We start from the raw sequence: 23080 nt of genomic DNA, 5'->3' as shown, positions 1-23080 counted from the left end.
AAAAACCTCGGCTTATCAGAAACGGAAGTGAGAGAAAGCCTTGTTGGCTTCGGCCATGCGATGAACGTCTTCGCGCTTCTTGACTGCCGCACCCTTGCTGTCGGCAGCATCCAGAATTTCGCCGGCCAGACGCTGGGCCATGGACTTTTCACCACGCTTGCGTGAGAACTCAACCAACCAGCGCATAGCCAGTGCGTTCTGACGAGAAGGACGCACCTCAACCGGCACCTGGTAGGTCGCACCACCAACACGACGGGACTTAACCTCAACCATCGGCTGGATGTTCTCCAGAGCCTTTTCGAACATCTCGATCGGCTCTTCTTTGGACTTGTCAGCCACGATATCGAGCGCGCCGTAAACAATGCGCTCGGCTACGGCTTTCTTGCCGCTTTCCATAACGTGGTTGATGAATTTGGCCAGACGCTGGCTGCCAAATTTAGGATCCGGGATGATTTCCCGTTTTGCTGCAACTCTTCTTCTAGGCATCGATAAGCCCTCTGTAAAAAAGGTCTTCAGGAACCCCTGAGATAGTCATTCGACTACTCAGCCTTACTCTTATCGTCGTTTGGCAACGATAAAAGACCCGCTTAGGGAAATTAGGACTTGGGTCGTTTAGTACCGTACTTGGAACGGCCCTGCTTACGGTTCTGAACACCCTGGGTATCCAAAGTACCGCGAACAGTGTGATAGCGAACACCCGGCAAGTCTTTTACTCGACCGCCGCGGATCAGCACAACACTGTGCTCCTGCAGGTTGTGGCCTTCACCACCAATGTAGGAAGACACCTCGTAACCGTTGGTCAGACGAACACGGCACACTTTACGCAGTGCTGAGTTCGGCTTCTTCGGCGTGGTGGTGTATACACGAGTACATACACCCCGACGTTGCGGACAGCTCTGAAGCGCCGGGACGTCGCTTTTCGCCATCTTGCGTTTACGAGGCTTACGTACCAACTGATTAATCGTTGCCATGTAAGCAAACTCCAAAATACTGGATCATTGATATCGCCCCGAGGGGCAAAATTAAGGGACGCAAGTTTAAGCCTGCGTCCCTGGTCAGTCAAGAAGACTGCTTCCTTTTTGACCAACCGCCGGTCCGTAGTTTCCGGGACTAGCGGTTAAGCTCCGCACTCAGCGCTTCGACCACGTCTTCAGCCGTTACGCCCTGGCTGTCGACGGTGTCACGCTTGCGACGGCGTTCATTGTGGTAAGCCAGACCGGTACCTGCCGGAATCAGGCGGCCCACAACAACGTTCTCTTTCAGGCCACGCAGGTAATCCCGCTTGCCGGTGACGGCGCCTTCGGTCAATACGCGCGTCGTTTCCTGGAACGATGCGGCAGAGATGAAGGAGTCGGTCGCCAGCGAGGCCTTGGTGATACCCAGCAGCAAACGCTCGAACTTGGCCGGTTCTTTGTCTTCGGCGTCCATCTTCTCGTTTGCTTCCACCACCAGGTGATACTCGACGTTATCACCGGAGATGAAGCCGGTATCGCCCGGATCCGTGATCTCGACCTTACGCAGCATCTGGCGAACAATCACCTCGATGTGTTTGTCGTTGATCACAACACCCTGCAGACGGTAAACGTCCTGGATCTCGTTGGTGATGTACTTGGCCAGCTCCACCACACCCAGCAGGCGAAGGATATCGTGCGGGTTGGACGGACCATCCGCGATAACCTCACCCTTTTCAACGGTTTCGCCTTCGAACACGTTGAGCTGGCGATACTTCGGAATCAGCACCTCATACGGATCACCGTCTTTCGGCGTAATCACAAGACGCTTCTTGCCTTTGGTTTCCTTACCGAAAGACACGGTGCCGGAAATTTCCGCCAGGATAGACGGCTCTTTCGGACGACGCGCCTCAAACAGGTCGGCAACCCGCGGCAGACCACCGGTGATGTCCCGGGTCTTCGAGCTTTCCTGCGGGATACGGGCGACCACGTCACCGATTTCGACCTTGCCACCGTTGCTCAACGTCACCAGAGCATTGGCCGGCAGGAAATACTGCGCCGGACTACCGCCGGGCAGCTCGATTTCCTCACCCTTGTCGTCAACGACCTGGACCATCGGACGGATATCTTTACCCGCGGCAGGACGCTCTTTCGGGTCGATCACCTGAACGGTGGACAGACCGGTCATTTCATCCGTCTGCGTGCGAACGGTGATGCCCTGGTCCATACCCACGAACTTGGCGGTACCATTGCCTTCCGCGATGATCGGGTGCGTATGCGGATCCCACTTGGCCACAACGGCGCCGGCTTCGACCACATCACCCTGCTTCACGGACAACATCGCACCGTAAGGCAGCTTGTACCACTCACGCTCACGACCCTGCTCGTCGGCAATCGCCAGAGCGGAGGAGCGGGAGACAACCACCAGCGTACCGTCAGCTTTCTCGATGGACTTCAGGTTGTGCAGGCGGACCGTGCCACCGTGCTTGACCTGGATGTTGTCCACCGCAGACGCCCGACTGGCCGCACCACCGATGTGGAACGTCCGCATGGTGAGCTGGGTACCCGGCTCACCGATGGACTGGGCCGCGATAACACCGACGGCCTCACCCACGTTGACCTGATGACCACGGGCCAGATCGCGGCCGTAACACATCGAGCACACGCCGTGCTTGGTGTCACAGGTGATGGCTGAACGCACCCAGATTTCATCGACACCGGCCTTCTCGACCATCTCGATGGTTTTCTCGTCCAGCAGCGTACCTTCCGGAACCACCGCGTTTTCCTTGTCGGTCGGCGTGAACACGTCACGCGCCGTCACACGACCCAGGACACGATCGCCCAGCGGTACCACCACGTCGCCACCTTCGATGTGCGGCGTCATCAGCAGACCTTCATCGGTACCGCAATCGTTCTCGGTCACGACCAGGTCCTGAGACACGTCGACCAGACGACGGGTCAGGTAACCGGAGTTCGCGGTTTTCAGAGCCGTATCCGCCAGACCCTTACGAGCACCGTGGGTCGAGATGAAGTACTGCAGTACGTTCAGACCTTCACGGAAGTTCGCGGTGATCGGCGTCTCGATGATGGAGCCATCCGGCTTGGCCATCAGGCCCCGCATACCGGCCAACTGGCGGATCTGGGCGGCGGAACCCCGCGCACCGGAGTCTGCCATCATATAGACCGAGTTAAAGGATTCCTGATACTCCGGCTCACCGTCTTCGCCCATGACCTGCTTGCCTTCGGCGTCGAACACCTCCTCTTTGGAGAGGCGCTCCATCATCGCCTTGGACACCTTGTCGTTGGCACGGGACCAGATATCGATGACCTTGTTGTACTTCTCGCCCTGCGTCAGCAGACCGGAGGCGTACTGGGATTCAATCTCCAGAACCTCGTCTTCGGCCGCACTGATCATCTCGTACTTTTCGGGCGGAATTTCAAAGTCGTTTACACCAATCGAGGTGCCGGACACCGTCGCGTAATGGAAACCGGTGTACATCAGCTGATCGGCGAAGATGACAGACTCCTTCAGACCCACGGTGCGGTAGCACACGTTGATCAGGTTGGAGATCGCCTTCTTGACCATCGGCTTGTTGACGATTTCAAACGGCATGCCGTCCGGCACGATGTCAAACAGCAGCGCACGACCGACCGTGGTATCAACGATGTTGTAGCTCTCGTTCAGCTCACCACTCTCTTCGTCGCGGACCACTTCCTTGACCCGAACCTTGATCTTGGCTTGCAGGTCGACCTTGCCGGCACCGTAAGCACGATGCACTTCTTTGGTATCGGCAAACGTGCGGCCTTCGCCCAGAGCGGTCTTACGCTCACGGGTCATGTAATAAAGACCCAGTACAACGTCCTGCGACGGCACGATGATCGGCTCGCCGTTGGCCGGCGACAGCACGTTGTTGGTGGACATCATCAGCGCACGGGCTTCGAGCTGGGCTTCCAGGGTCAGCGGTACGTGGACCGCCATCTGGTCACCGTCGAAGTCGGCGTTGTAGGCCGCACACACCAGCGGGTGCAGCTGGATGGCCTTGCCTTCGATCAGGACCGGCTCGAACGCCTGAATACCCAGACGGTGCAGGGTCGGCGCCCGGTTCAGCAGGATCGGATGCTCGCGAATCACCTCGTCCAGGATGTCCCAGACGACCGCTTCTTCGCGCTCGACCATCTTCTTGGCGGCCTTGATGGTGGTCGCCAGTCCACGGTGCTCGAGCTTCGCAAAGATAAACGGCTTGAACAGTTCCAGGCCCATCTTCTTCGGCAGACCGCACTGATGCAGACGCAGGTACGGACCAACCACGATGACGGAACGACCGGAGTAGTCGACCCGCTTACCCAGCAGGTTCTGACGGAAACGGCCCTGCTTACCCTTGATCATGTCAGCCAGGGACTTCAGCGGGCGCTTGTTGGTGCCGGTAATGGCACGGCCGCGACGGCCGTTGTCCAGCAGCGCATCCACCGCCTCCTGCAGCATCCGCTTCTCGTTACGCACGATGATGTCCGGTGCGTTGAGCTCCAGCAGGCGCTTGAGACGGTTGTTCCGGTTGATGACGCGACGATACAGATCGTTCAGATCGGAGGTTGCGAAACGGCCACCATCCAGCGGCACCAGCGGACGCAGGTCCGGCGGCAGGACCGGCAGAACGGTCATGATCATGTCGCCCGGACGGTTGCCGGAATACAGGAACGCTTCGAGCAGCTTCAGGCGCTTGCTCAGCTTCTTGATCTTGGTTTCGGAATTGGTCTGCGGAATTTCTTCACGCAGCTGATCCACTTCCGCCTGCAGGTCGATGTCTTCCAGCAGGGCCTTGACCGCTTCGGCACCCATGCGGGCGTCGAATTCGTCGCCGAACTCTTCCAGGGCTTCGTAGTACTGCTCGTCGTTCAGCAGTTGACCGCGCTCCAGCGTGGTCATGCCCGGATCGATCACGATAAAGGACTCAAAATACAGTACGCGCTCGATGTCGCGCAGCGTCATATCCATCATCAGGCCGATGCGGGACGGCAGCGACTTGAGGAACCAGATATGGGCGACCGGGCTGGCCAGCTCGATGTGGCCCATGCGCTCACGGCGCACGTTGGCCAGTGCGACTTCAACACCGCACTTCTCACAGATAACGCCGCGGTGCTTCAGGCGCTTGTATTTACCGCACAGACACTCGTAATCCTTGATCGGACCGAAGATCTTGGCGCAGAAAAGACCGTCACGCTCAGGCTTGAACGTACGGTAGTTGATGGTCTCCGGCTTCTTGACCTCGCCGAAGGACCACGAGCGAATCATGTCAGGCGACGCCAGACCAATGCGGATGGCGTCAAATTCCTGCTTCTGGTTCTGGCTCTTGAGAAGATTCAGCAAATCTTTCATCAGTAACAGCTCCGGATGGCGTTAATCTCGGGCGGGCACGTCACCGTGCCCGCTCACGCTGCCAAAAAACAATTCGGCTCAGTCGGATTCCAGCTCGATGTCGATACCCAGCGAGCGGATTTCCTTGACAAGAACGTTGAAGGATTCGGGCATACCCGGTTCCATACGATGGTCGCCATCGACAATGTTCTTGTACATCTTCGTCCGACCGTTCACGTCGTCAGACTTGACGGTGAGCATTTCCTGCAGCGTGTAAGCTGCGCCGTAGGCCTCAAGGGCCCAGACTTCCATCTCACCGAAGCGCTGACCACCGAACTGCGCCTTACCGCCCAGCGGCTGCTGGGTTACAAGGCTGTACGAACCGGTGGAACGGGCGTGCATCTTGTCGTCGATCAGGTGGTTGAGCTTCAGCATGTACATGTAGCCCACGGTCACCGGACGATCAAACTCATCACCTGTACGGCCGTCGTAAAGCGTGACCTGGCCGCTGGTGTCCATATCGGCCAGCTCCAGCATGCGCTTCACTTCAGCTTCCTTGGCACCGTCGAAGACGGCAGTCGCCATCGGAACCCCTTCGCGCAGGTTACGCGCCAACTCCATGATCTCGTCGTCAGACAGAGAATCGAGCGGGACCGCAAAGGTCTTGTCGCTGTGGTTGTAGATCGCGTCCAGCAGTTCGCGAATCTCAGCCACTTTCTTCTGCTGCTCGATCATGGCGTTGATCTTGTGGCCCAGCCCTTTGGCGGCCGCACCCAGGTGCGTCTCCAGGACCTGACCGACGTTCATCCGCGACGGAACACCCAGCGGGTTCAGAACCACATCGACCGGATTGCCCTGCTCGTCATACGGCATGTCTTCCACCGGCATAACGGCGGAGATAACACCTTTGTTACCGTGACGGCCGGCCATCTTGTCACCCGGCTGAATCCGGCGCTTGATCGCCAGGTACACCTTGACGATCTTCAGAACGCCCGGCGCCAGATCATCGCCCTGCTGCAGCTTGCGCTTCTTGTCTTCAAAACGCTCTTCGTGCACCTTGCGACGATCTTCCAGACCCTGCTCGGATTTCTCGAGCAGCTCGTTCAGAGCCTCGTCCTTCATGCGCAGCTTGAACCAGTCGTCCTTCGGCAGCTCGGCCAGGAATGCCTGATCCAGCTTGGCACCCTTCTTCAGACCCGGACCGCTGATTACTTCCTGATCCTTGAGTGCATTGGTCAGACGCTCGTAGGTTGCGCCTTCAACAATGCGGTACTCGTCTTTCAGATCCTTGCGGAACTGGTCCAGCTGATCTTTCTCGATGGACAGGGCACGCTGGTCTTTCTCGATACCGTCGCGTGTGAAGACCTGCACGTCAATGACCGTCCCGCGTGTGCCGGTCGGCACGCGTGAGGACGTGTCTTTCACGTCAGACGCCTTCTCACCGAAGATGGCACGCAGCAGCTTTTCCTCTGGTGTCAGCTGGGTTTCGCCTTTCGGCGTCACCTTGCCCACCAGGATATCGCCGGCACCCACCTCAGCACCGATGTAGACGATACCGGACTCGTCCAGCTTGGACAGAGCGCTCTCGCCGACGTTCGGGATATCCGCAGTGATTTCCTCGCTGCCCAGCTTCGTGTCACGGGCCACACAGGTCAGTTCCTGGATGTGGATCGTGGTGAAGCGATCGTCCTGAACAACTTTCTCGGACACCAGGATGGAGTCCTCGAAGTTGTAGCCGTTCCAGGGCATGAACGCGATACGCATGTTCTGACCCAGAGCCAGCTCACCCAGATCGACGGACGGACCGTCGGCCAGGACATCGCCGCGGGCAATCATTTCGCCCTGCTTGACGATGGAGCGCTGGTTGATACACGTGTTCTGGTTGGAGCGCGTGTATTTGGTCAGGTTGTAGATGTCCACACCGGCATCACCGGCTTCGGTCTCGTCGTCGTTGACCCGGATAACGATACGGGCCGCATCGACGCTTTCGACCAGGCCACCGCGACGCGCGGTTACGCAGACACCGGAATCCTGCGCCACGATGCGCTCGATACCGGTACCCACCAGCGGCTTGTCCGCACGCAGGGTCGGCACCGCCTGACGCTGCATGTTCGCCCCCATCAGGGCCCGGTTCGCGTCATCGTGCTCCAGGAACGGGATCAGCGATGCCGCCACGGACACAACCTGGCGCGGAGACACATCCATAAAGCGGACATTTTCCGGCGGCGTCACAGTGAATTCGTTCTGGTGGCGCACGGTCACGAGCTCGTCGACCAGCTTGCCGTTCTCATCGGTTGCCGCACTGGCCTGAGCGATAACGTAGTTGCTCTCCTCGATCGCGGACAGATACTGGATCTCGTCCGTGACCACGCCATCGACCACCTTCCGGTACGGAGACTCCAGGAAACCGTAGGAGTTGGTGCGGGCGTAGGTGGCCAGCGAGTTGATCAGACCGATGTTCGGGCCTTCCGGAGTTTCGATCGGGCAGACACGACCGTAGTGGGTCGGGTGCACGTCCCGCACTTCGAAGCCGGCACGTTCACGGGTCAGACCACCAGGCCCCAAAGCCGAAACACGACGCTTGTGCGTGACTTCGGACAGCGGGTTGTTCTGGTCCATGAACTGGGAAAGCTGACTGGAACCGAAGAACTCCTTAACGGCAGCCGCGACCGGCTTGGCGTTAATCAGATCCTGCGGCATCAGGCCTTCGCTTTCAGCCAGGCTCAGACGCTCGCGTACCGCGCGCTCGACCCGGACCAGCCCCACACGGAACTGGTTCTCGGCCATCTCACCGACGGAACGGATACGACGGTTCCCCAGGTTATCGATGTCATCGACATTGCCCTGGCCGTTACGAATGGCAATCAGGGTCTTCAGAACGTCGATGATGTCGTCGTTCGTCAGGGTTCCCGGACCCGTGGATTCTTCGCGACCCAGACGACGGTTCAGCTTCATGCGGCCGACCGCAGACAGGTCATAACGCTCTTCCGAGAAGAAGAGGTTGTTGAACAGGTTTTCAGCCGACTCTTTGGTGGGCGGCTCACCCGGGCGCATCATGCGATAGATCTCGACCAGCGCTTCCAGCGGGTTGCGGGTCGGATCGTTGCGCAGGGTGTCGGACATGAACGGACCGCAGTCCAGATCATTGGTGTAGAGCGTCTCAAGTTCCTTGATGCCGGCCTTGAGCAGCTTCTCTACGGATTCCTCGGTCAGCTCGGAGTTACACTCCAGAATCAGCTCACCGGTGGATTCATCAACCATGTCACGGGCGGTGACGCGGCCGTAAAGATATTCAGTCGGAACTTCCAGCTCGCTGATACCCGCCTTTTCCAGCTGACGGATATGACGTGCGGTGACACGGCGGCCTTCCTCGACGATGACCGTGCCGTCCGGATCCTTGATGTCGAACGTCGCGATATCGCCACGCAGGCGGCTCGGCACCAGCTCCAGCATGCAGAACTCTTCACCCAGACGGAACTTGCTGGTGTCGAAGAACATTTCCAGCATCTGCTCGGAGGTGAAATTCAGGGCACGCAACAGAATCGTGGCCGGCAGTTTACGACGACGGTCGATACGGACAAAGACGCTGTCTTTGGGATCGAACTCGAAGTCCAGCCAGGAACCACGGTAAGGAATCACCCGGGCTGAGTACAACAGCTTACCGGAAGAATGGGTCTTACCCTTGTCGTGATCGAAGAAGACACCCGGTGAACGGTGCAGCTGGGATACGATTACCCGCTCGGTACCGTTAACAACAAAGGTACCGTTCTCCGTCATCAGGGGCATTTCGCCCATGTAGACTTCCTGTTCCTTGATGTCCTTGATCGCCTTATTGGACGACTCTTTGTCGTAAATAATAAGACGAACCTTCACCCGCAGCGGTGCAGCATAGGTCACGCCCCGCAGCTGACATTCCTTGACATCAAATACCGGCTCGCCAATGCGGTAGCTCACGTATTCGAGCGCCGCGTTGCCCGAGTAACTGACAATCGGGAATACGGATTTGAAGGCGGCGTGCAAACCAGTTTCCTGGCGCGCATCCGAAGCCGCTTCCATTTGAAGGAAGTCCCTGTAAGAATCGAGCTGAATAGACAGCAAATAGGGGACATCCATCACGGAAGGCAATTTACTAAAATCTTTGCGGATCCGCTTTTTCTCAGTGTAGGAGTAAGTCATCTGCATTCCCCAGCTTTAGACCTGATACCTGGTATCAAGAAGCAACCATTTACCTGCTTCGGGGCCGAATTGCTCGGCTAACTGCGCCGTCTTGAACAAGACTCGGGCTGTAGGTTATAGCATATACAACAGAAAAAGGCCGGTGGCTCTTGCCACCAGCCATTTTCATGCCTAAGGCACGTATGCGGTCAACAGCCAGCCCTTACTTGAGCTCAACTGAAGCGCCTGCTTCCTCAAGCTTCTTCTTGGCTTCTTCAGCGTCGTCCTTGGAAGCAGCTTCCTTAACGGTGGACGGAGCACTGTCGACCATTTCTTTCGCTTCTTTCAGGCCCAGGCCTGTCAGTTCACGAACGGCCTTGATGACGTTAACTTTCTTCTCACCGGCACCGGTCAGAACAACGTCAAATTCAGTCTGCTCTTCAGCAGCGGCAGCTTCGCCACCAGCAGCAGCCGGCGCAGCGGCAACAGCAGCAGCGGCAGAAACGCCGAACTTCTCTTCCATCGCTTCAACCAGCGCAACAACATCCATTACGCTCATTTCGGCGATTGCATTCAAAATGTCTTCGTTAGACAGAGCCATGACTTTCTCCCAATGTTAAAAAAATCGTATTCAACAGAATCAAGCAGCGTCTTGCTTCTGGTCGCGAACTGCCGCAACAGCACGGGTAACCTTCGACGGGAATTCGTTGAGGGTCCGTGCCAGTTTGGTGATCGGTGCCTGAGTAACGGCGGCCAGCATGGACAGCGCTTCGTGACGCGTCGGCAGCTTGGCCAGGCGATCGATCTGGTCTGCGCCCATCAGCTCACCGCCGACGGCCAAACCTTTAATCTCGAACACCTCTTTCTCTTTGGCAAAATCCTTCAGCAGCCGCGCGGCCGCACCCGGATCTTCCATGGAGAATGCCAGAATGGTCGGACCAACCAGAGCTTCCCGGATGCACTCGAACTCGGTACCTTCAATCGCACGCTTCGCCAGGTTGTTACGAACAACCTTCAGGCGAACCTGCTCGGCACGAGCCTTGGCACGCAGGGCCGTCATATCACCAGAGGTGATACCACGGTAGTCAGCCAGGACCACAGACAGAGCACCACCGGCAGTCTCGTTGACTTCAGCGACGATCGCCTTCTTGTCTTCGAGTCGAATTGCCACTGGTTTTCTCCTTGATTTCGCTGGCAAACGCCAGCAAACCCATCTCAGCCCCTAGAGACACCGAACGTTGAAGAAAGGCCTTCTCAATCCGGTGCCATTCAGGGCGCCATACGGTGTTTGGGTTCAGAGAACGTCTTCACACCGTCTGCGCAGGCGTTGCTTTAACCCTTTCCACCTCGCGGCGGTCGGGGGCCTGCGGTCTTTGACAGCCTTGGCTTCCGCCTAGACTACAAAGTGTCTACCGATCAGATATTCAGAGCGCTCTGATCGATAGTCAGGCCCGGCCCCATGGTGGAGGACAGTGTGACCTTCTTCAGGTACACGCCCTTCGCCGATGAAGGCTTGGCCTTTTTCAGATCTGCCAGCAGCGCCTCAAGGTTTTCCTTGATGGATGCAGCAGAGAACTCAACATTACCCAGCGGAGCGTGGATAATGCCGTTCTTGTCAGTACGGTAGCGCACCTGACCGGCCTTGGCGTTTTTGACCGCAGTCTCAACGTCAGGCGTTACGGTGCCTACTTTCGGGTTCGGCATCAGGCCGCGCGGCCCCAGGATCTGACCCAGCTGACCGACGACGCGCATGGCGTCCGGCGTTGCGATGACAACGTCGAAATCCATGTTGCCTTTTTTGACCTCTTCCGCCAGATCGTCCATGCCCACGATGTCGGCACCCGCCGCGGTTGCCTTCTCGGCATTGGCACCCTGGGTGAACACAGCGACACGAACCGACTTGCCGGTGCCGTGCGGTAGAACCGTCGAGCTACGAACCACCTGGTCGGATTTACGTGCATCAACGCCCAGGTTGATGGACACGTCGATCGATTCCTTGAACTTGACGGAACCGCCCAGCTCAACCAGCAGGGATACAGCGTCATCCACGGAATAAGCGCGCGTGGACTCGACCTTTTCACGAATCAGCTTTTGACGTTTGCTCAGCTTCGCCATATCACAGGCCCTCCACGTTCAGACCCATGCTACGCGCAGTACCCGCAATGGTGCGGACCGCAGCGTCCATGTCGGCAGCCGTCAGATCCGGCTCCTTGGTCTTTGCAATTTCCTCGAGCTGCTCACGGGTCACGGTACCGACTTTGTCGGTGTTCGGACGAGCGGAGCCACTCTTCAGACCAGCAGCCTTCTTCAGCAGAACAGAAGCCGGCGGAGTCTTGGTGATAAAGGTAAAGCTGCGATCACTGTATACAGTAATAACAACCGGCGTCGGCAGGCCCGGCTCGATACCTTGGGTCTGTGCGTTGAACGCCTTACAGAACTCCATGATATTGACACCGTGCTGACCCAGCGCGGGGCCGACGGGGGGACTCGGGTTGGCCTGACCGGCAGCAACCTGAAGCTTGATATACGCTTCAATCTTCTTTGCCATGATTTACTCCTAATGGGTCCAAACGCCTTTCGGCTCCCCTTTCTCAGACACAAAAAGCCCGCGTCACTGTTGTGCGCGAGCTTTCCGCTAAATTCTGCGAGTTAGTCTTTTTCGACCTGACCAAACTCCAACTCGACCGGCGTCGAGCGACCAAAAATAAGGACGGCGACTTTAACACGACTCTTGTCGTAGTCAACCTCTTCAACAACACCATTGAAGTCGGCAAACGGCCCTTCAATGACGCGCACAATCTCGCCCGGCTCAAACAGCGTCTTCGGCTTCGGCTTATCGACGCCACTCTCGACGCGCCGCAAGATCGCCTCGGCCTCTTTTTCGGTAATTGGCGCGGGTTTATCCTTGGTGCCACCGATAAAGCCAAGAACGCGAGGCGTATTTTTCACCATATGCCACGTCTCATCATCCATTTCCATCTGGACAAGTACGTAGCCCGGGTAAAACTTACGCTCACTCTTGCGTTTCTTGCCATCCCGCATTTCGACCACTTCCTCGGTCGGAACCAGGATCTCACCAAATTTCTCTTCCAGGCCATTCAGGGCAACACGCTCAAGGAGAGTGCGCATTACGTGCTTCTCAAAGCCTGAGTAAGCGTGCACGACGTACCAGCGCTTAGCCATTGCCTCTCTCCTGTTACCCAATTACCCCGGAGACCAGCCAACTGATCAACGAGTCCATAATCCACAAAAGGAGCGCGACCACCAGAACAAACGCCACCACGATAAACGTGGTCTGCACCAGCTCGGGGCGTGTCGGCCATACGACCTTACGGATCTCGACGCGCGCTTCTTTCAGAAGCATCGCAAAGCGACGACCACGCTCAGTCTGCAGCGCAACGAAGGCAGCAACCAGCGCCAAGGCCACAAGACCCAGAACGCGATACAGGAGCGACTCCGCTCCAAAATACAGGTTGCCAACAACACCGGCGGCAATTAAGGCAAAAACAACCAGCCACTTCAGTACATCGAAGCGGCTAGTTGCTTGCTGTGCTTTAGACTCCATAGGAATCAGCTTTTGTATCCCAAGGATTGAAAATGGCAGGCCAGGAGGGAATCGAACCCCCAACCTGCGGTTTTGGAGACCGCTGCTCTGCCAATTGAGCTACTGGCCTGCACCGAAACTTGCCTGGTGCTTATTCAATAATCTTGGCTACAACACCCGCGCCAACGGTACGGCCACCTTCGCGAATCGCGAAGCGCAGACCTTCTTCCATGGCGATCGGGGCAATCAGAGTGGCAACCAGCTTGACGTTGTCACCCGGCATAACCATCTCGACACCTTCCGGCAGCTCACACGCACCCGTTACGTCGGTGGTACGGAAGTAGAACTGCGGACGGTAGCCCTTGAAGAACGGCGTATGACGACCACCTTCTTCCTTGCTCAGCACGTAAACTTCGGACTCGAACTTGGTGTGCGGGGTAATGGAACCCGGCACCGCCAGGACCTGACCACGCTCAACGTCGTCACGCTTGGTACCACGCAGCAGAACACCCACATTCTCACCCGCGCGACCTTCGTCCAGCAGCTTACGGAACATCTCAACACCGGTACAGGTGGTCTTGGTGGTGTCGCGAATGCCCACGATTTCCACTTCGTCACCCACCTTGATGATGCCACGCTCAACACGACCGGTCACAACGGTACCACGACCGGAGATGGAGAAGACGTCCTCGATCGGCATCAGGAACGGCTGATCGATCGCACGCTCCGGCTCAGGGATGTACTCGTCCAGGGCTTCAACCAGCTTCTTGACAGCGGTTGTACCCATTTCGTTGTCATCCTTGCCTTCCAGCGCCATCAGTGCAGAACCGGTGATGATCGGCGTGTCGTCGCCCGGGAAGTCGTACTGGCTCAGCAGGTCACGCACTTCCATCTCAACCAGTTCCAGCAGCTCTTCGTCATCGACCATGTCCGCTTTGTTCAGGAACACAACGATGAACGGAACGCCGACCTGGCGGGACAGCAGGATGTGCTCACGCGTCTGCGGCATCGGGCCGTCAGCTGCGGAGCAAACCAGGATCGCGCCGTCCATCTGCGCCGCACCCGTGATCATGTTCTTCACGTAGTCGGCGTGGCCCGGGCAGTCAACGTGTGCGTAGTGACGCGTCGGGGAATCGTACTCAACGTGAGACGTCGCGATGGTGATACCACGCGCCTTCTCTTCCGGTGCGTTATCGATCTGGTCGAAAGCACTTGCAGTACCCGTACCCCAAACCTCGTGACACACACGAGTCAGGGCGGCTGTCAGCGTGGTTTTACCATGGTCAACGTGGCCAATCGTGCCCACGTTCACGTGCGGTTTATTACGCTCAAATTTTTCTTTAGACATTCGACCAATCTCCCTAATCAACTCTTCGCTAGCAACGTTGACCGGACAAATAATGGAGCTCATGACCGGAATTGAACCGGTGACCTCATCCTTACCAAGGATGTGCTCTACCGACTGAGCTACATGAGCACACAACTTAACTTGCCAAATCTGGAGCGGGCAGCGGGAATCGAACCCGCGTCATCAGCTTGGAAGGCTGAGGTAATAGCCACTATACGATGCCCGCGAGCAATTAAGTGGTGGAGGGGGCAGGATTCGAACCTGCGAAGCTTTCGCGTCAGATTTACAGTCTGATCCCTTTGGCCACTCGGGAACCCCTCCAGATCTGTGCTTGCCCGCACAGACTGAAAACTTAAAAGTGGAGCTGGCGGACGGAATCGAACCCCCGACCTGCTGATTACAAGTCAGCTGCTCTACCAACTGAGCTACGCCAGCCCACATTCGCCTCATCAGCGAGGCCGGTATACTACGGATTTTTATCGGGTGATGCAACACCTTCACAGGCAGCTTTTTCAACCGACGGCAAATCACCGGGCACCCGCTTTGCGTCGTTCAAAAACCGATCAAAATCAGCCTTTGAGGCGACCGCAAAAACGAGGGCGTAGCTTATCTGATTCCGGTCGGTGTTGACCAGTACGGTTTCAATATTTCTTGATTGGAAACGAGCATTTAGGTCCTCGGCAAGCTTTTGCGACTCAAACAGGCCGAGGGAGATGGCGTTGCGGTAGGCCCCTTCCGTCACCAGGAAGCTGTCGACACCTGCACGCTGCAACTCTTCAAGCCGCTTCAGGGCGCCTTCGCGTGAGGGGAAAGGCGGAATCAGGACCCAGTGATAAGGAGGACGCTCGTCTTCGACTTTCTCGATAGCGACCGTTTGCAACGTGACGCCGATGGATCGCAGGAGATGCTCAGCCGCCGCCCGCGACTGGAATCCCGTCATCCGGCCACAGATCCGTTTCTGGGAACCGCGCGGCGGCGCCGGGTCATTATGCTCGTTGGCCAGGGGGCGTTCCGGGGACGCCGAAGAGGCAGGCTCAGACTCGCGGGGTTTCGGGGCAACATTTAACTTGAGGTCTGCCACCCGCGGAAGTCGCCCCTCGCCACCCGCCGGAGCCTGCTTGCCCGGCGGCGACCAATTGATGGCCGCAATACCCAGCACTATATTGAGCACGACCAACAACGTTACCGCCCACTTCATACGGAGGCCTCGGAATCGGCCACGATCTCGAGTCCATCCAGCACGAGGGACGGCCGCCACTGGCCCTTCAGCCCCAACCGGATCAAATCCTCACCGTCGCCTCCCGTGACGAAGGTGTCTTCGAAGCGATAGGGGCCCCGCATAGCCTCAATCCGGTCGATGACTGACGACCAGAGCCAGCTTAAGCCGTTGCGAACGCAGGCATCCGTACTCTGCCCCGGGGCGGTGTCGAGGGAGAGAGACTGGCCGAAAAACACCCTTGCGGTTTTGTCTTCGAGGGATTCCCGCATTAGCCGGTGACCCGGGAGAATATAGCCCCCGAGGTGATACCCATGGGCATCGAGCAGATCAAGCGTCAGCGCACTACCCGCGTCGACGACCAGCAAGGGCTTGCGCGAGTGCGCCCAGGCACCGATCAACGCATGCCAGCGATCAGCACCCATGGTTTGCGGGCGCTCATAGGCACAACGCACCCCGCACTGCTCCGCATGAGTCCAATAGAAATCCGGAGCCACACCAAATCGCGCCAGCAACTCTTGTTGAAGCGTCTGGCGGGCACTTTCCGAGATGACGGTCGATACCGAAACCCGCTCGACCGCGCCGGGACCGATCCCCGTGAAGAGATCCCGATCCCCGAGCGTGCCGACGCCCTCGACAGCAGCGCTGCCGGACTGCGTGGCTCGCCATTTGAGTCGAGTGTTACCGGCATCGATCAACAGATGAGTCATACCTGGCGCCGTATACTGATTTCGCCGGCGCGCAGTGTCTTCTCGCCGTCGCCGGTAGCCAGTCGATAGGCGCCGGTGTGATCGATACCTGCGCCGATACCTTCATCGCCATCCGGCTCTGTCCGCAGCGCCTGCCCATAAAGCGCATCCAGCGACTGCCACTGATCCCGTAACGCATCAAAGCCATTCCGTTCAAATACATCAAGCACGGAAAGGGTTTCGTTAATCACCTCGGCAATCACCTCGTTGCGAACCCAGGCTACCCGGGGTTCAGCACGATCCAGGGAAATCCAGGGCTGATCCACCACCCGCTCGCTGTCGCTCATATGGACGTTGATGCCAATACCGATAATGACCCGGGCGGCGCCTTCCAGCTCACCCTGGAGCTCAATCAGGATACCGGCCAGTTTGCGGGCATCGACCAGGACGTCGTTCGGCCACTTCAGGCGAGCCCGGCCCAGCCCTAACTTGTCCAGCGCTCGCACGACCGCAACCCCGACCACCAGACTCAAGCCTTCCAGCGCGGCAAAGCCACCCTGCAGCCGCAACGCCAGGCTCAAATAGACGTTCTCTCCCGGCGGACTCGACCAGGCCCGGCCGCGGCGCCCCCGTCCCTGCTCCTGGCGGTCGGCCACACAGGCACGAACCGTTTTATCAGGCCGCTCCTGCCCCTGCATCAGGTAAGCATTGGTGGAATCGATCGTATCAAACACGTCGAGATGAAGGGTGTCCCGGACGGTTGTCGCCAAACGGCTGGCAATCACGTCACCGTCCAGCAGGTCGATGGTATCGGTCAATCGGTATCCCTTGCCACGCAGCCGCTCAACGGAGACACCGTCGTCCATCAGCCGATTGAGCTGCTTCCAGACGGCCGTCCGACTGACTCCCAGGGTCTGGGCCAGATCCTCGCCTGAATGCCACTCCCCGTCAGAGAGGATCGACAACAGTGCTTTCTCTTTTCTCATGGGAGTACAACTCGCGTGCCGGGAGACTGGGTATGGCCCGGATTAAACAACAGCTGGGCGAAAAAGACAAAACGGGCGACCGAACGTCACCCGCCAGTTTACTGGATGGGCGTTGCGGTGAGGTTGGCCTTGATGTCCATATTCTGCAGTTTGACACCGTAAATGGCGGTTGCCGCACCGCCGGTGGGATGTACAAGGTCGATATTGTTGACGGAGAGTTCCTTGAAGCGGGAATGGGCCTGTACCGCAAAACCGAGCGGGCGATCGGCCTTTTCCGTCTCCGTTGGCGAAGCAACATAGCGATAGCCGGCTGCCGTTGAATCATCCATGATTTTCTCGTCACCCCGATTGCCGACCACGCCATTCGCATCGGAACCATCGCCCTTTTTAACCACCTTGGTGCGATAGATATCCACGGACAGGTCCGTTTGAATGCCAAAGGTGTTATCTTCAACACCGTCACCATCCAGGTCTTCGCCGTCGCTGGTGTAGATATCATTGAGCACCAGTTGGGTCCCGGTTCCATTTTCAGGACCATCGGCACCCTGATGACGGCGGGTCTCCCAGATAAACGCGTTGCGCTTGGTGTCGCTCACGGCGCGGGCGAAAACCTGCTTCAGGCCGACAGTGACGCCTTCATCACCGCGCATCTCCCACATTCCTCCCGACGCCGCGCAGCTGCTGGCATCGGCTCCGGAGCCACCCACACAGACATTACCAGCACCGCCCGGGCTGATGGTCATGCTGCTGCCTTTCTCGTAATTCTGGACCACAAAGCGCCCAAAGCTGCCACCGTCGGTCTTATCCCCAACCCGCAGATTGCCGATGTCCATGGTGCCCCAGGCTTCGCCCTTGATGATGGCCAAACCGTCATCAGTGACATCCACTGTCATGTCACGCACATGGCTGTCGTAGTTCAGTTCGGTGGCCCACAATCCCTTCTGAGACACTTCGCCGCTGCCTTCGTCATAGGGGGCCGCGACCAGCGCGGCACGACCGTTGGTGATCTGGATGTCCGAGTTAATGGTCAGCCCTTCACCCGAAGCCCCGCCGGCGCCCAGCGTGATCTGGCCATCAATCTCGAAATCGTAGGACGGGAACACGCCCAGGGCGAGCAGCAGTTCAGTCCCCCCCTGCAGCGGCGCATCGTCGTCGCCAACCCGTAGGCCGTTGATCCGATAACCGCCCTTGACGCTTTCAAAACCAATCCGCAGACCATCGTAGAACTGGGTTCCGTTCCGCACCTCGTTGCGGGTCACGTCGACGGTGAGGTCACCCTGCCCCCAGGACTGGAGCCCACTGAAAACCACGCGGTTGCCATCTTCGGTGTACGCCATGTTGGCGTTGGCCAGACTCCATTGCGCCGCCAGTCTCAGCCCCTGGTTGCCGGCGTCGGCATTGCCTCCACCCTGCAGATACACCGCGTTAGTGTAAGCCTGGCCATTAATAGTCTGGTCTGCGAACAGGTAATCCAGGTTGATCTGCCCCAGGTTCTTACCGTTACCACCCAACTGAACCTGCTGGATATCCAGATTGCCGCTGATGCTGTCGACGGTCAGCGCGAGGGATTGCCGTCCCTGCCAATCCGGGGCGACATCGAGGCGCAAGTTATTAATGGTGCTGGCGCCGGTCATGCCCAGCAGTGCGATCGAATTGCCATCGTCACTGTAGATAAAGTTGGCACTGTTGATAGTCGTGCTGCCGTCAATCCGGATCCCTTCATCACCAAATCGGCCGCCGGCCGTTATACGGGTCTCGCTGGACAGATCAAAGTCGCCACTGAGGGAACCATAGCTGGGCAGGAGCTCACCACTGGTGACGTCGCGGCTGACACCATGATTGAGAGAATTATTACTGTAGCGGATGGCATCGACGCGGTATGAACCGGTCACCGAGGGTGAAGCAAGCACCAGCGTTGATCTATCGACATCCAGCGTCATGCCCGGCGCGCTCACGTCCATGCTGATGCCGTCGAGAAACACTTCATTGCCGTTGGTCCGATAACCCAAACGACCGTTGGTCATCTGGTAGTTCACATCATAGGTATAGCCTGCGCTACTGAGTGCACCGCCCGGTGATAATCTCAGATTGCCATCAAGATCATGATCAAAGAAGACGCCTCCCATACTGGCGGAAGGGTTGTCGTCCAGATGGACATCCGTGAATTCGATGCGACGGTCCTGGACCAGAAAGTCCAGGTTCAGGCTGGCGTCGGCAAGGATATCGATCTTGTAGATCTGATGCGCCCGGGCATTGGGGTCGGAGGCCGCACCGATACGGAAACCGTCCAGGTGGATACCGCTACCGTCATCGAAATAGGAAATGCTGTTTGCGGTGGCCGCCAGATCCAGCTCCATGGTGATCCCTGACTGCCCGCTGATTCCGGCCATGTCGGAATCATCCAGGCTTTGCAGATCAGCCTGGACCAAGGGGCTCAACGGCACCAGCAGGGCGAGTAGCGGCCCTTTGACCAAGAAGCTGGAGGACGATGTCATAACGGCCCTCATCACGGATTACCAGTGGGGAAGACGAGCAGGTTTCCTTCCAGGACCACGTCCCCCTGCATCTCAACTGAAAAGATGTCGGTCTGCTGAAAGCCCGGGTCTGTTGGGCGCGCCGTACTGCTGGTCGCCAGCTTGAAGGTCACGGAATCATAGCGAACGATATTGGGCAGACCGATTTCCAACACATCCCGATTGAACAGCGCGCCATCACCGCCAAAGCCGGAGTCGATCTTGCGCACCCGCAGCGTCAGGCCTTCGAATGAAAACTTGCCGCGGATGTCATCCAGGACCATCCAGCCGCCGCCCTCTTTCAGCTGATAGGCCAGTCGAGCGCCGCAACGCTTACTCGCGTCTGAGCAGCTTCCAAAATAGGTATTCTGGATCGGGCCACCGTCTTCATTAATGCTGATGTCGCCAGACAGGTAGATCCCGCCCTGCCCGGAGATATCGGACAACGTGCTGTCATCGAGCCGATTCAGATCCGCACGCGCCGGAGAAACCAGACTGATCAGCACTCCCATCAGGGCCAATGAGGCCATACGCGACTGACGGTTCATTCGATACATACTCATTGGGCCAGGTCCTTGGTCTCAATCCTGAGGTGCTGGATCAGCATCCCCTCGATGCGGCCAGACCCGAAGTCACGGTCCCCCACCGACAGATTGCCGATGGTGAGGTTGCTCCGGTAATCCGGGTTCGTATAGTAGTCCTCGTAGAAATCCCAGGTCGCGGCATCACTGCTGTCCCGCAGACCGTCGTTGCCAATGGTGCCAGCACCGGGCTGCTGGATAGCCGCCACTTCCAACACGAAATTGCCGGTGCCATCCACGTCGAAATACACGGGCTGAAGGGAATTGCCCAACGCCAGCTCCAGGGCGAAGTTCTGCATCACGATGCGGGAGCCACACACCGCCGTCTCCTGATCGCAGGCGTTGATCGACAGTTCCGGTGTGTAGAAGTTGAGCTTGAACTGCCCCACCATTTGCTTGCGCTCGTTGTCACCCCACAGGCGGATGTAGCTGCCGTCGATGACCGCACTTTGCGCGTGAATATTGATATTGGCGGTGTCCTGGTCGCCCACGGTGAGGTTGAGCTGAAGGCCAATGTCCGGGCGCTCGCCCTGCGGCAGGTCCGCGCTCGCCGGGCGGCTGGCACAAGTCCCTGACCCGGCCGTTGCCGACGCGCTCATGCAGTCATACCCCTGGGAGGCGTCCACCATATGCGGCGCGGCGAATTGTAGAACGGCCTTGTCCTGCACGCCGATATCGTTGCCGTCGACCACATCGATGGAATAAGGATTGACCAGACGTCCCAGATTGACCGGCGTCAGGGTCTCGCCGTAGTTGCTGCCAGCGCCGGAAATGTAAAGCTTGTTGACGACGATCTCCACATCCTCGCCCTGGGAATTCTTGATGCCACCGATACGAAATATCTGACCATTTTCGACGTCAGTGCCATGAGCAAACTTGAAATCTTCCAGAACCAGACCTATGCCGGCGCCGTTCACTTTGGACAGCTCGCTTTCAGACAGGCTCTGCATTTCTGCACAGGCCAGCCCCGGCATCGAGACAGCCAGCAGTGCAGCGAGTTTTGTCATCAGCCATTTACGGTTCAAGCGATTCTCTCCATGGCCGGGTGGACTAGAACAACCCGACACCCCGGTCTATGTATTCCCGGCGCTGACCTTCAATCCCCGACAACGCCTCTTCCAGGTTTACGGTGACGGCACCATTCGGGATATTGAAAAAAGCGCCCGCCGTCGCCTTGATAAAGTCCTCCGGCGAAGGATCCGATTTGGCCACATCCGCCAGATATTCGAGATCTTTAGTCTGGAACGAGATAAAGGCACCATCGGAAGGACCGGTGATGGTCCGCTCGCCGTTGACCTCCTCAATCTCGCCGACCGGCATACTGTTGTAGATTCCCAGATCGAAGCAGGCCTGGATGCCGAGCACCTCACATTGCTGGGCAACCACCACCACGTCACACCCTCCAAACAACGAACAGTTCTCGGTATACAGTTCGGAGCTCAGCGTGGGCGAAATAATGTCGATCAGTCCGGCAACCAGATAGTTCACGTCCTCGAGGACAAACTTTTCCCCGTTCGGGACGCCGATGTATTCAGACCGTATCGGATCCAGGGCACCGTAATTGTCTCGATCCGGGTCACCCTGAACCAGCTTGGCTTTTGTCTTCAGAGGGCTGCTGCCCGCCAGGACCGGTGTCAGGAAACCCACCATCTGATCAAACAGGTTGCCGTTGGAGTCGGCCGCACTCAGACCCTCGCCACGATCCAGAATGTCGATATTGATATTGCCGGTCAGCTGCTGGATAGCGCCAGACAAGATGCCCTGTGACTTACCAAAACCAAACCGAAAGCCGACGATCTCTTCGCTGGATTCATCGTAGGCAAACTCAAGGTAGGGATTGGAAATCTTGAAAGGCACGATTTCACCATCCTGGTAAGCACTACCATCATCCTTGAGCTCACGTGCGGCATCCGGGTTCCGCTCGTAGTAGGAGGAATCATAGATGTAGCCGAGCGAGAAATTATTGATCAGGACGTCTGACGATCCTTCTACTTCTCCTGCTCGTTCGTATCGCCCCAGCTCGAACGTATCGGCATTGGTCTGGATTTCGATATCCATACCAAGATTGACTCGCGTATAGGACGTGTCGTTGTCGACTGACGGGTTTTGTTGCCGGTCAACAGAGATAAAGGCCTGACCGGTGACCTCGGACATGGCTTCATCGCTAATCGGCTTCAACTCCGCATGTACCGTAACCGCACTCATTAAAAGGAGCGGCACGGCCCAGATCTGCTTGTACATACTGACATCTCATCCCTCGGCGTCTTGTTATTGTCAGGCGCCGGAAAAATCGTGTGATAAGCATGAGTGTCTCTGAATCGTCTTATTATTTTTTGACTAGTTCTTGAGCAATGGTAGTGGGAATTAGAAGGAGCCACTGTGCGCGGCGTCATAGAATGGGAATTTCAGGGGATTGTCTGACAATGGTTTTCGGGAGCTGGATGAGGGATGACTGGCGGATGTTGAGTGCTTTCGAGATTCGTTGCTAGCCGGGGCGGTTTTTGGTTCGGCAGGTGCGAGACCCCGGCGGGGCCTGGTAAGGGGGCCGGTAGTGGCCGCCCTCAGGCCGGCGCCGCAGGTCACTTTTGTATGGCCAATAAAAAACCCCAACACGTTGCCGTGCTGGGGTTTCGGATTTAGGAGCCTGACGATGACCTACTCTCGCATGGGCAGATGCCACACTACCATCGGCGCTGGTTCGTTTCACTACTGAGTTCGGGATGGGATCAGGTGGTTCCGAACCG

General features: G+C 57.7%; 18 protein-coding genes, 5 tRNA genes and 1 rRNA gene. All 24 read right to left on the bottom strand.

Translation table 11 applies throughout. The features are described 5' to 3' along the window. Positions 1 to 15: 15 nt before the first annotated feature. Positions 16 to 486, bottom strand: coding sequence for a 30S ribosomal protein S7 (gene rpsG / locus EB809_RS06955; protein WP_111498316.1), 471 nt, complete (start codon positions 484 to 486; stop codon positions 16 to 18). A gap of 110 nt (positions 487 to 596) precedes the next feature. Next, positions 597 to 971 carry a 30S ribosomal protein S12 gene (gene rpsL, locus EB809_RS06950; RefSeq protein ID WP_123634097.1) on the bottom strand — a complete coding sequence of 125 codons (375 nt, stop codon included), beginning with the start codon at positions 969 to 971 and terminating at the stop codon, positions 597 to 599. A gap of 139 nt (positions 972 to 1110) precedes the next feature. After that, positions 1111 to 5325 (bottom strand): DNA-directed RNA polymerase subunit beta', encoded by a 4215-nt coding sequence (gene rpoC / locus EB809_RS06945; protein WP_123634096.1) that lies wholly within the window; start codon positions 5323 to 5325, stop codon positions 1111 to 1113. A 78-nt stretch (positions 5326 to 5403) separates the two neighbouring features. After that, positions 5404 to 9480, bottom strand: a complete 4077-nt coding sequence (rpoB, locus tag EB809_RS06940; protein WP_123634095.1) for a DNA-directed RNA polymerase subunit beta — start codon at positions 9478 to 9480, stop codon at positions 5404 to 5406. Positions 9481 to 9682: 202 nt separating this feature from the next. Then, positions 9683 to 10060: a 50S ribosomal protein L7/L12 gene (gene rplL / locus EB809_RS06935; protein WP_123634094.1), complete on the bottom strand. Its 378-nt coding sequence runs from the start codon at positions 10058 to 10060 to the stop codon at positions 9683 to 9685. Between the two features lie 39 nt (positions 10061 to 10099). Next, positions 10100 to 10630 (bottom strand): 50S ribosomal protein L10, encoded by a 531-nt coding sequence (gene rplJ / locus EB809_RS06930; RefSeq protein WP_123634093.1) that lies wholly within the window; start codon positions 10628 to 10630, stop codon positions 10100 to 10102. Positions 10631 to 10875: 245 nt separating this feature from the next. Continuing rightward, positions 10876 to 11574 carry a 50S ribosomal protein L1 gene (gene rplA, locus EB809_RS06925; RefSeq protein ID WP_123634092.1) on the bottom strand — a complete coding sequence of 233 codons (699 nt, stop codon included), beginning with the start codon at positions 11572 to 11574 and terminating at the stop codon, positions 10876 to 10878. Between the two features lies 1 nt (position 11575). Beyond that, positions 11576 to 12007 (bottom strand): 50S ribosomal protein L11, encoded by a 432-nt coding sequence (rplK, locus tag EB809_RS06920; protein ID WP_123634091.1) that lies wholly within the window; start codon positions 12005 to 12007, stop codon positions 11576 to 11578. A gap of 101 nt (positions 12008 to 12108) precedes the next feature. After that, a complete protein-coding gene (gene nusG, locus EB809_RS06915; protein ID WP_123634090.1) occupies positions 12109 to 12642 on the bottom strand; it encodes a transcription termination/antitermination protein NusG in 534 nt (177 codons plus the stop codon). 13 nt (positions 12643 to 12655) lie between these two features. After that, complete coding sequence (gene secE / locus EB809_RS06910) at positions 12656 to 13024, bottom strand: preprotein translocase subunit SecE (protein WP_123634089.1); 369 nt, start codon at positions 13022 to 13024, stop codon at positions 12656 to 12658. A gap of 33 nt (positions 13025 to 13057) precedes the next feature. After that, positions 13058 to 13133: transfer RNA gene (locus EB809_RS06905), tRNA-Trp, on the bottom strand. A gap of 21 nt (positions 13134 to 13154) precedes the next feature. Then, positions 13155 to 14351 (bottom strand): elongation factor Tu, encoded by a 1197-nt coding sequence (gene tuf, locus EB809_RS06900; RefSeq protein WP_123634088.1) that lies wholly within the window; start codon positions 14349 to 14351, stop codon positions 13155 to 13157. 53 nt (positions 14352 to 14404) lie between these two features. Next, positions 14405 to 14480: transfer RNA gene (locus EB809_RS06895), tRNA-Thr, on the bottom strand. Between the two features lie 22 nt (positions 14481 to 14502). Then, positions 14503 to 14577: transfer RNA gene (locus EB809_RS06890), tRNA-Gly, on the bottom strand. Between the two features lie 11 nt (positions 14578 to 14588). Then, positions 14589 to 14672: transfer RNA gene (locus EB809_RS06885), tRNA-Tyr, on the bottom strand. A 38-nt stretch (positions 14673 to 14710) separates the two neighbouring features. Beyond that, positions 14711 to 14786, bottom strand: a tRNA-Thr gene (locus tag EB809_RS06880). Positions 14787 to 14817: 31 nt separating this feature from the next. Further along, positions 14818 to 15549 (bottom strand): SPOR domain-containing protein, encoded by a 732-nt coding sequence (locus EB809_RS06875; RefSeq protein ID WP_123634087.1) that lies wholly within the window; start codon positions 15547 to 15549, stop codon positions 14818 to 14820. Further along, the gene (locus EB809_RS06870) at positions 15546 to 16277 is read right to left on the bottom strand and encodes a type III pantothenate kinase (RefSeq protein WP_123634086.1); all 732 of its coding nucleotides are present in this window, start codon (positions 16275 to 16277) and stop codon (positions 15546 to 15548) included. Before EB809_RS06870 ends, EB809_RS06875 begins: the two co-directional genes overlap by 4 nt. Beyond that, on the bottom strand, positions 16274 to 17242 hold the full coding sequence (locus EB809_RS06865) for a biotin--[acetyl-CoA-carboxylase] ligase (RefSeq protein WP_123634085.1): 969 nt from the start codon (positions 17240 to 17242) through the stop codon (positions 16274 to 16276). The genes EB809_RS06870 and EB809_RS06865 overlap by 4 nt, the downstream gene beginning before the upstream one ends. Positions 17243 to 17340: 98 nt before the next feature. Then, positions 17341 to 19737, bottom strand: coding sequence for a DUF6160 family protein (locus EB809_RS06860; protein ID WP_123634084.1), 2397 nt, complete (start codon positions 19735 to 19737; stop codon positions 17341 to 17343). An 11-nt stretch (positions 19738 to 19748) separates the two neighbouring features. Then, positions 19749 to 20312, bottom strand: coding sequence for a hypothetical protein (locus tag EB809_RS06855; RefSeq protein WP_190294849.1), 564 nt, complete (start codon positions 20310 to 20312; stop codon positions 19749 to 19751). A 2-nt stretch (positions 20313 to 20314) separates the two neighbouring features. Continuing rightward, a complete protein-coding gene (locus EB809_RS06850) occupies positions 20315 to 21361 on the bottom strand; it encodes a hypothetical protein (protein WP_223807855.1) in 1047 nt (348 codons plus the stop codon). Between the two features lie 25 nt (positions 21362 to 21386). Continuing rightward, the gene (locus EB809_RS06845; RefSeq protein ID WP_123634083.1) at positions 21387 to 22577 is read right to left on the bottom strand and encodes a DUF6160 family protein; all 1191 of its coding nucleotides are present in this window, start codon (positions 22575 to 22577) and stop codon (positions 21387 to 21389) included. 401 nt (positions 22578 to 22978) lie between these two features. Next, positions 22979 to 23080 (bottom strand): 5S ribosomal RNA (rrf, locus tag EB809_RS06840); the annotation flags it as partial.

The sequence above is a fragment of the Marinobacter sp. R17 genome (assembly GCF_003789045.1).
GTDB lineage: Bacteria > Pseudomonadota > Gammaproteobacteria > Pseudomonadales > Oleiphilaceae > Marinobacter_A > Marinobacter_A mangrovi.
Note: the sequence above shows the minus strand (reverse complement) of the source record. Positions and strands in the feature narration are given on the sequence as shown.

Bases quoted from the DNA above. Each gene is read 5' to 3' on its own strand.
- rpsG (WP_111498316.1), bottom strand. From the start codon at position 486: ATGCCTAGAAGAAGAGTTGCAGCAAAACGGGAAATCATCCCGGATCCT.
- rpsL (WP_123634097.1), bottom strand. From the start codon at position 971: ATGGCAACGATTAATCAGTTGGTACGTAAGCCTCGTAAACGCAAGATG.
- rpoC (WP_123634096.1), bottom strand. From the start codon at position 5,325: ATGAAAGATTTGCTGAATCTTCTCAAGAGCCAGAACCAGAAGCAGGAA.
- rpoB (WP_123634095.1), bottom strand. From the start codon at position 9,480: ATGACTTACTCCTACACTGAGAAAAAGCGGATCCGCAAAGATTTTAGT.
- rplL (WP_123634094.1), bottom strand. From the start codon at position 10,060: ATGGCTCTGTCTAACGAAGACATTTTGAATGCAATCGCCGAAATGAGC.
- rplA (WP_123634092.1), bottom strand. From the start codon at position 11,574: ATGGCGAAGCTGAGCAAACGTCAAAAGCTGATTCGTGAAAAGGTCGAG.
- rplK (WP_123634091.1), bottom strand. From the start codon at position 12,007: ATGGCAAAGAAGATTGAAGCGTATATCAAGCTTCAGGTTGCTGCCGGT.
- nusG (WP_123634090.1), bottom strand. From the start codon at position 12,642: ATGGCTAAGCGCTGGTACGTCGTGCACGCTTACTCAGGCTTTGAGAAG.
- secE (WP_123634089.1), bottom strand. From the start codon at position 13,024: ATGGAGTCTAAAGCACAGCAAGCAACTAGCCGCTTCGATGTACTGAAG.
- tuf (WP_123634088.1), bottom strand. From the start codon at position 14,351: ATGTCTAAAGAAAAATTTGAGCGTAATAAACCGCACGTGAACGTGGGC.
- EB809_RS06875 (WP_123634087.1), bottom strand. From the start codon at position 15,549: ATGAAGTGGGCGGTAACGTTGTTGGTCGTGCTCAATATAGTGCTGGGT.
- EB809_RS06870 (WP_123634086.1), bottom strand. From the start codon at position 16,277: ATGACTCATCTGTTGATCGATGCCGGTAACACTCGACTCAAATGGCGA.
- EB809_RS06865 (WP_123634085.1), bottom strand. From the start codon at position 17,242: ATGAGAAAAGAGAAAGCACTGTTGTCGATCCTCTCTGACGGGGAGTGG.
- EB809_RS06860 (WP_123634084.1), bottom strand. From the start codon at position 19,737: ATGACATCGTCCTCCAGCTTCTTGGTCAAAGGGCCGCTACTCGCCCTG.
- EB809_RS06855 (WP_190294849.1), bottom strand. From the start codon at position 20,312: ATGTATCGAATGAACCGTCAGTCGCGTATGGCCTCATTGGCCCTGATG.
- EB809_RS06845 (WP_123634083.1), bottom strand. From the start codon at position 22,577: ATGTACAAGCAGATCTGGGCCGTGCCGCTCCTTTTAATGAGTGCGGTT.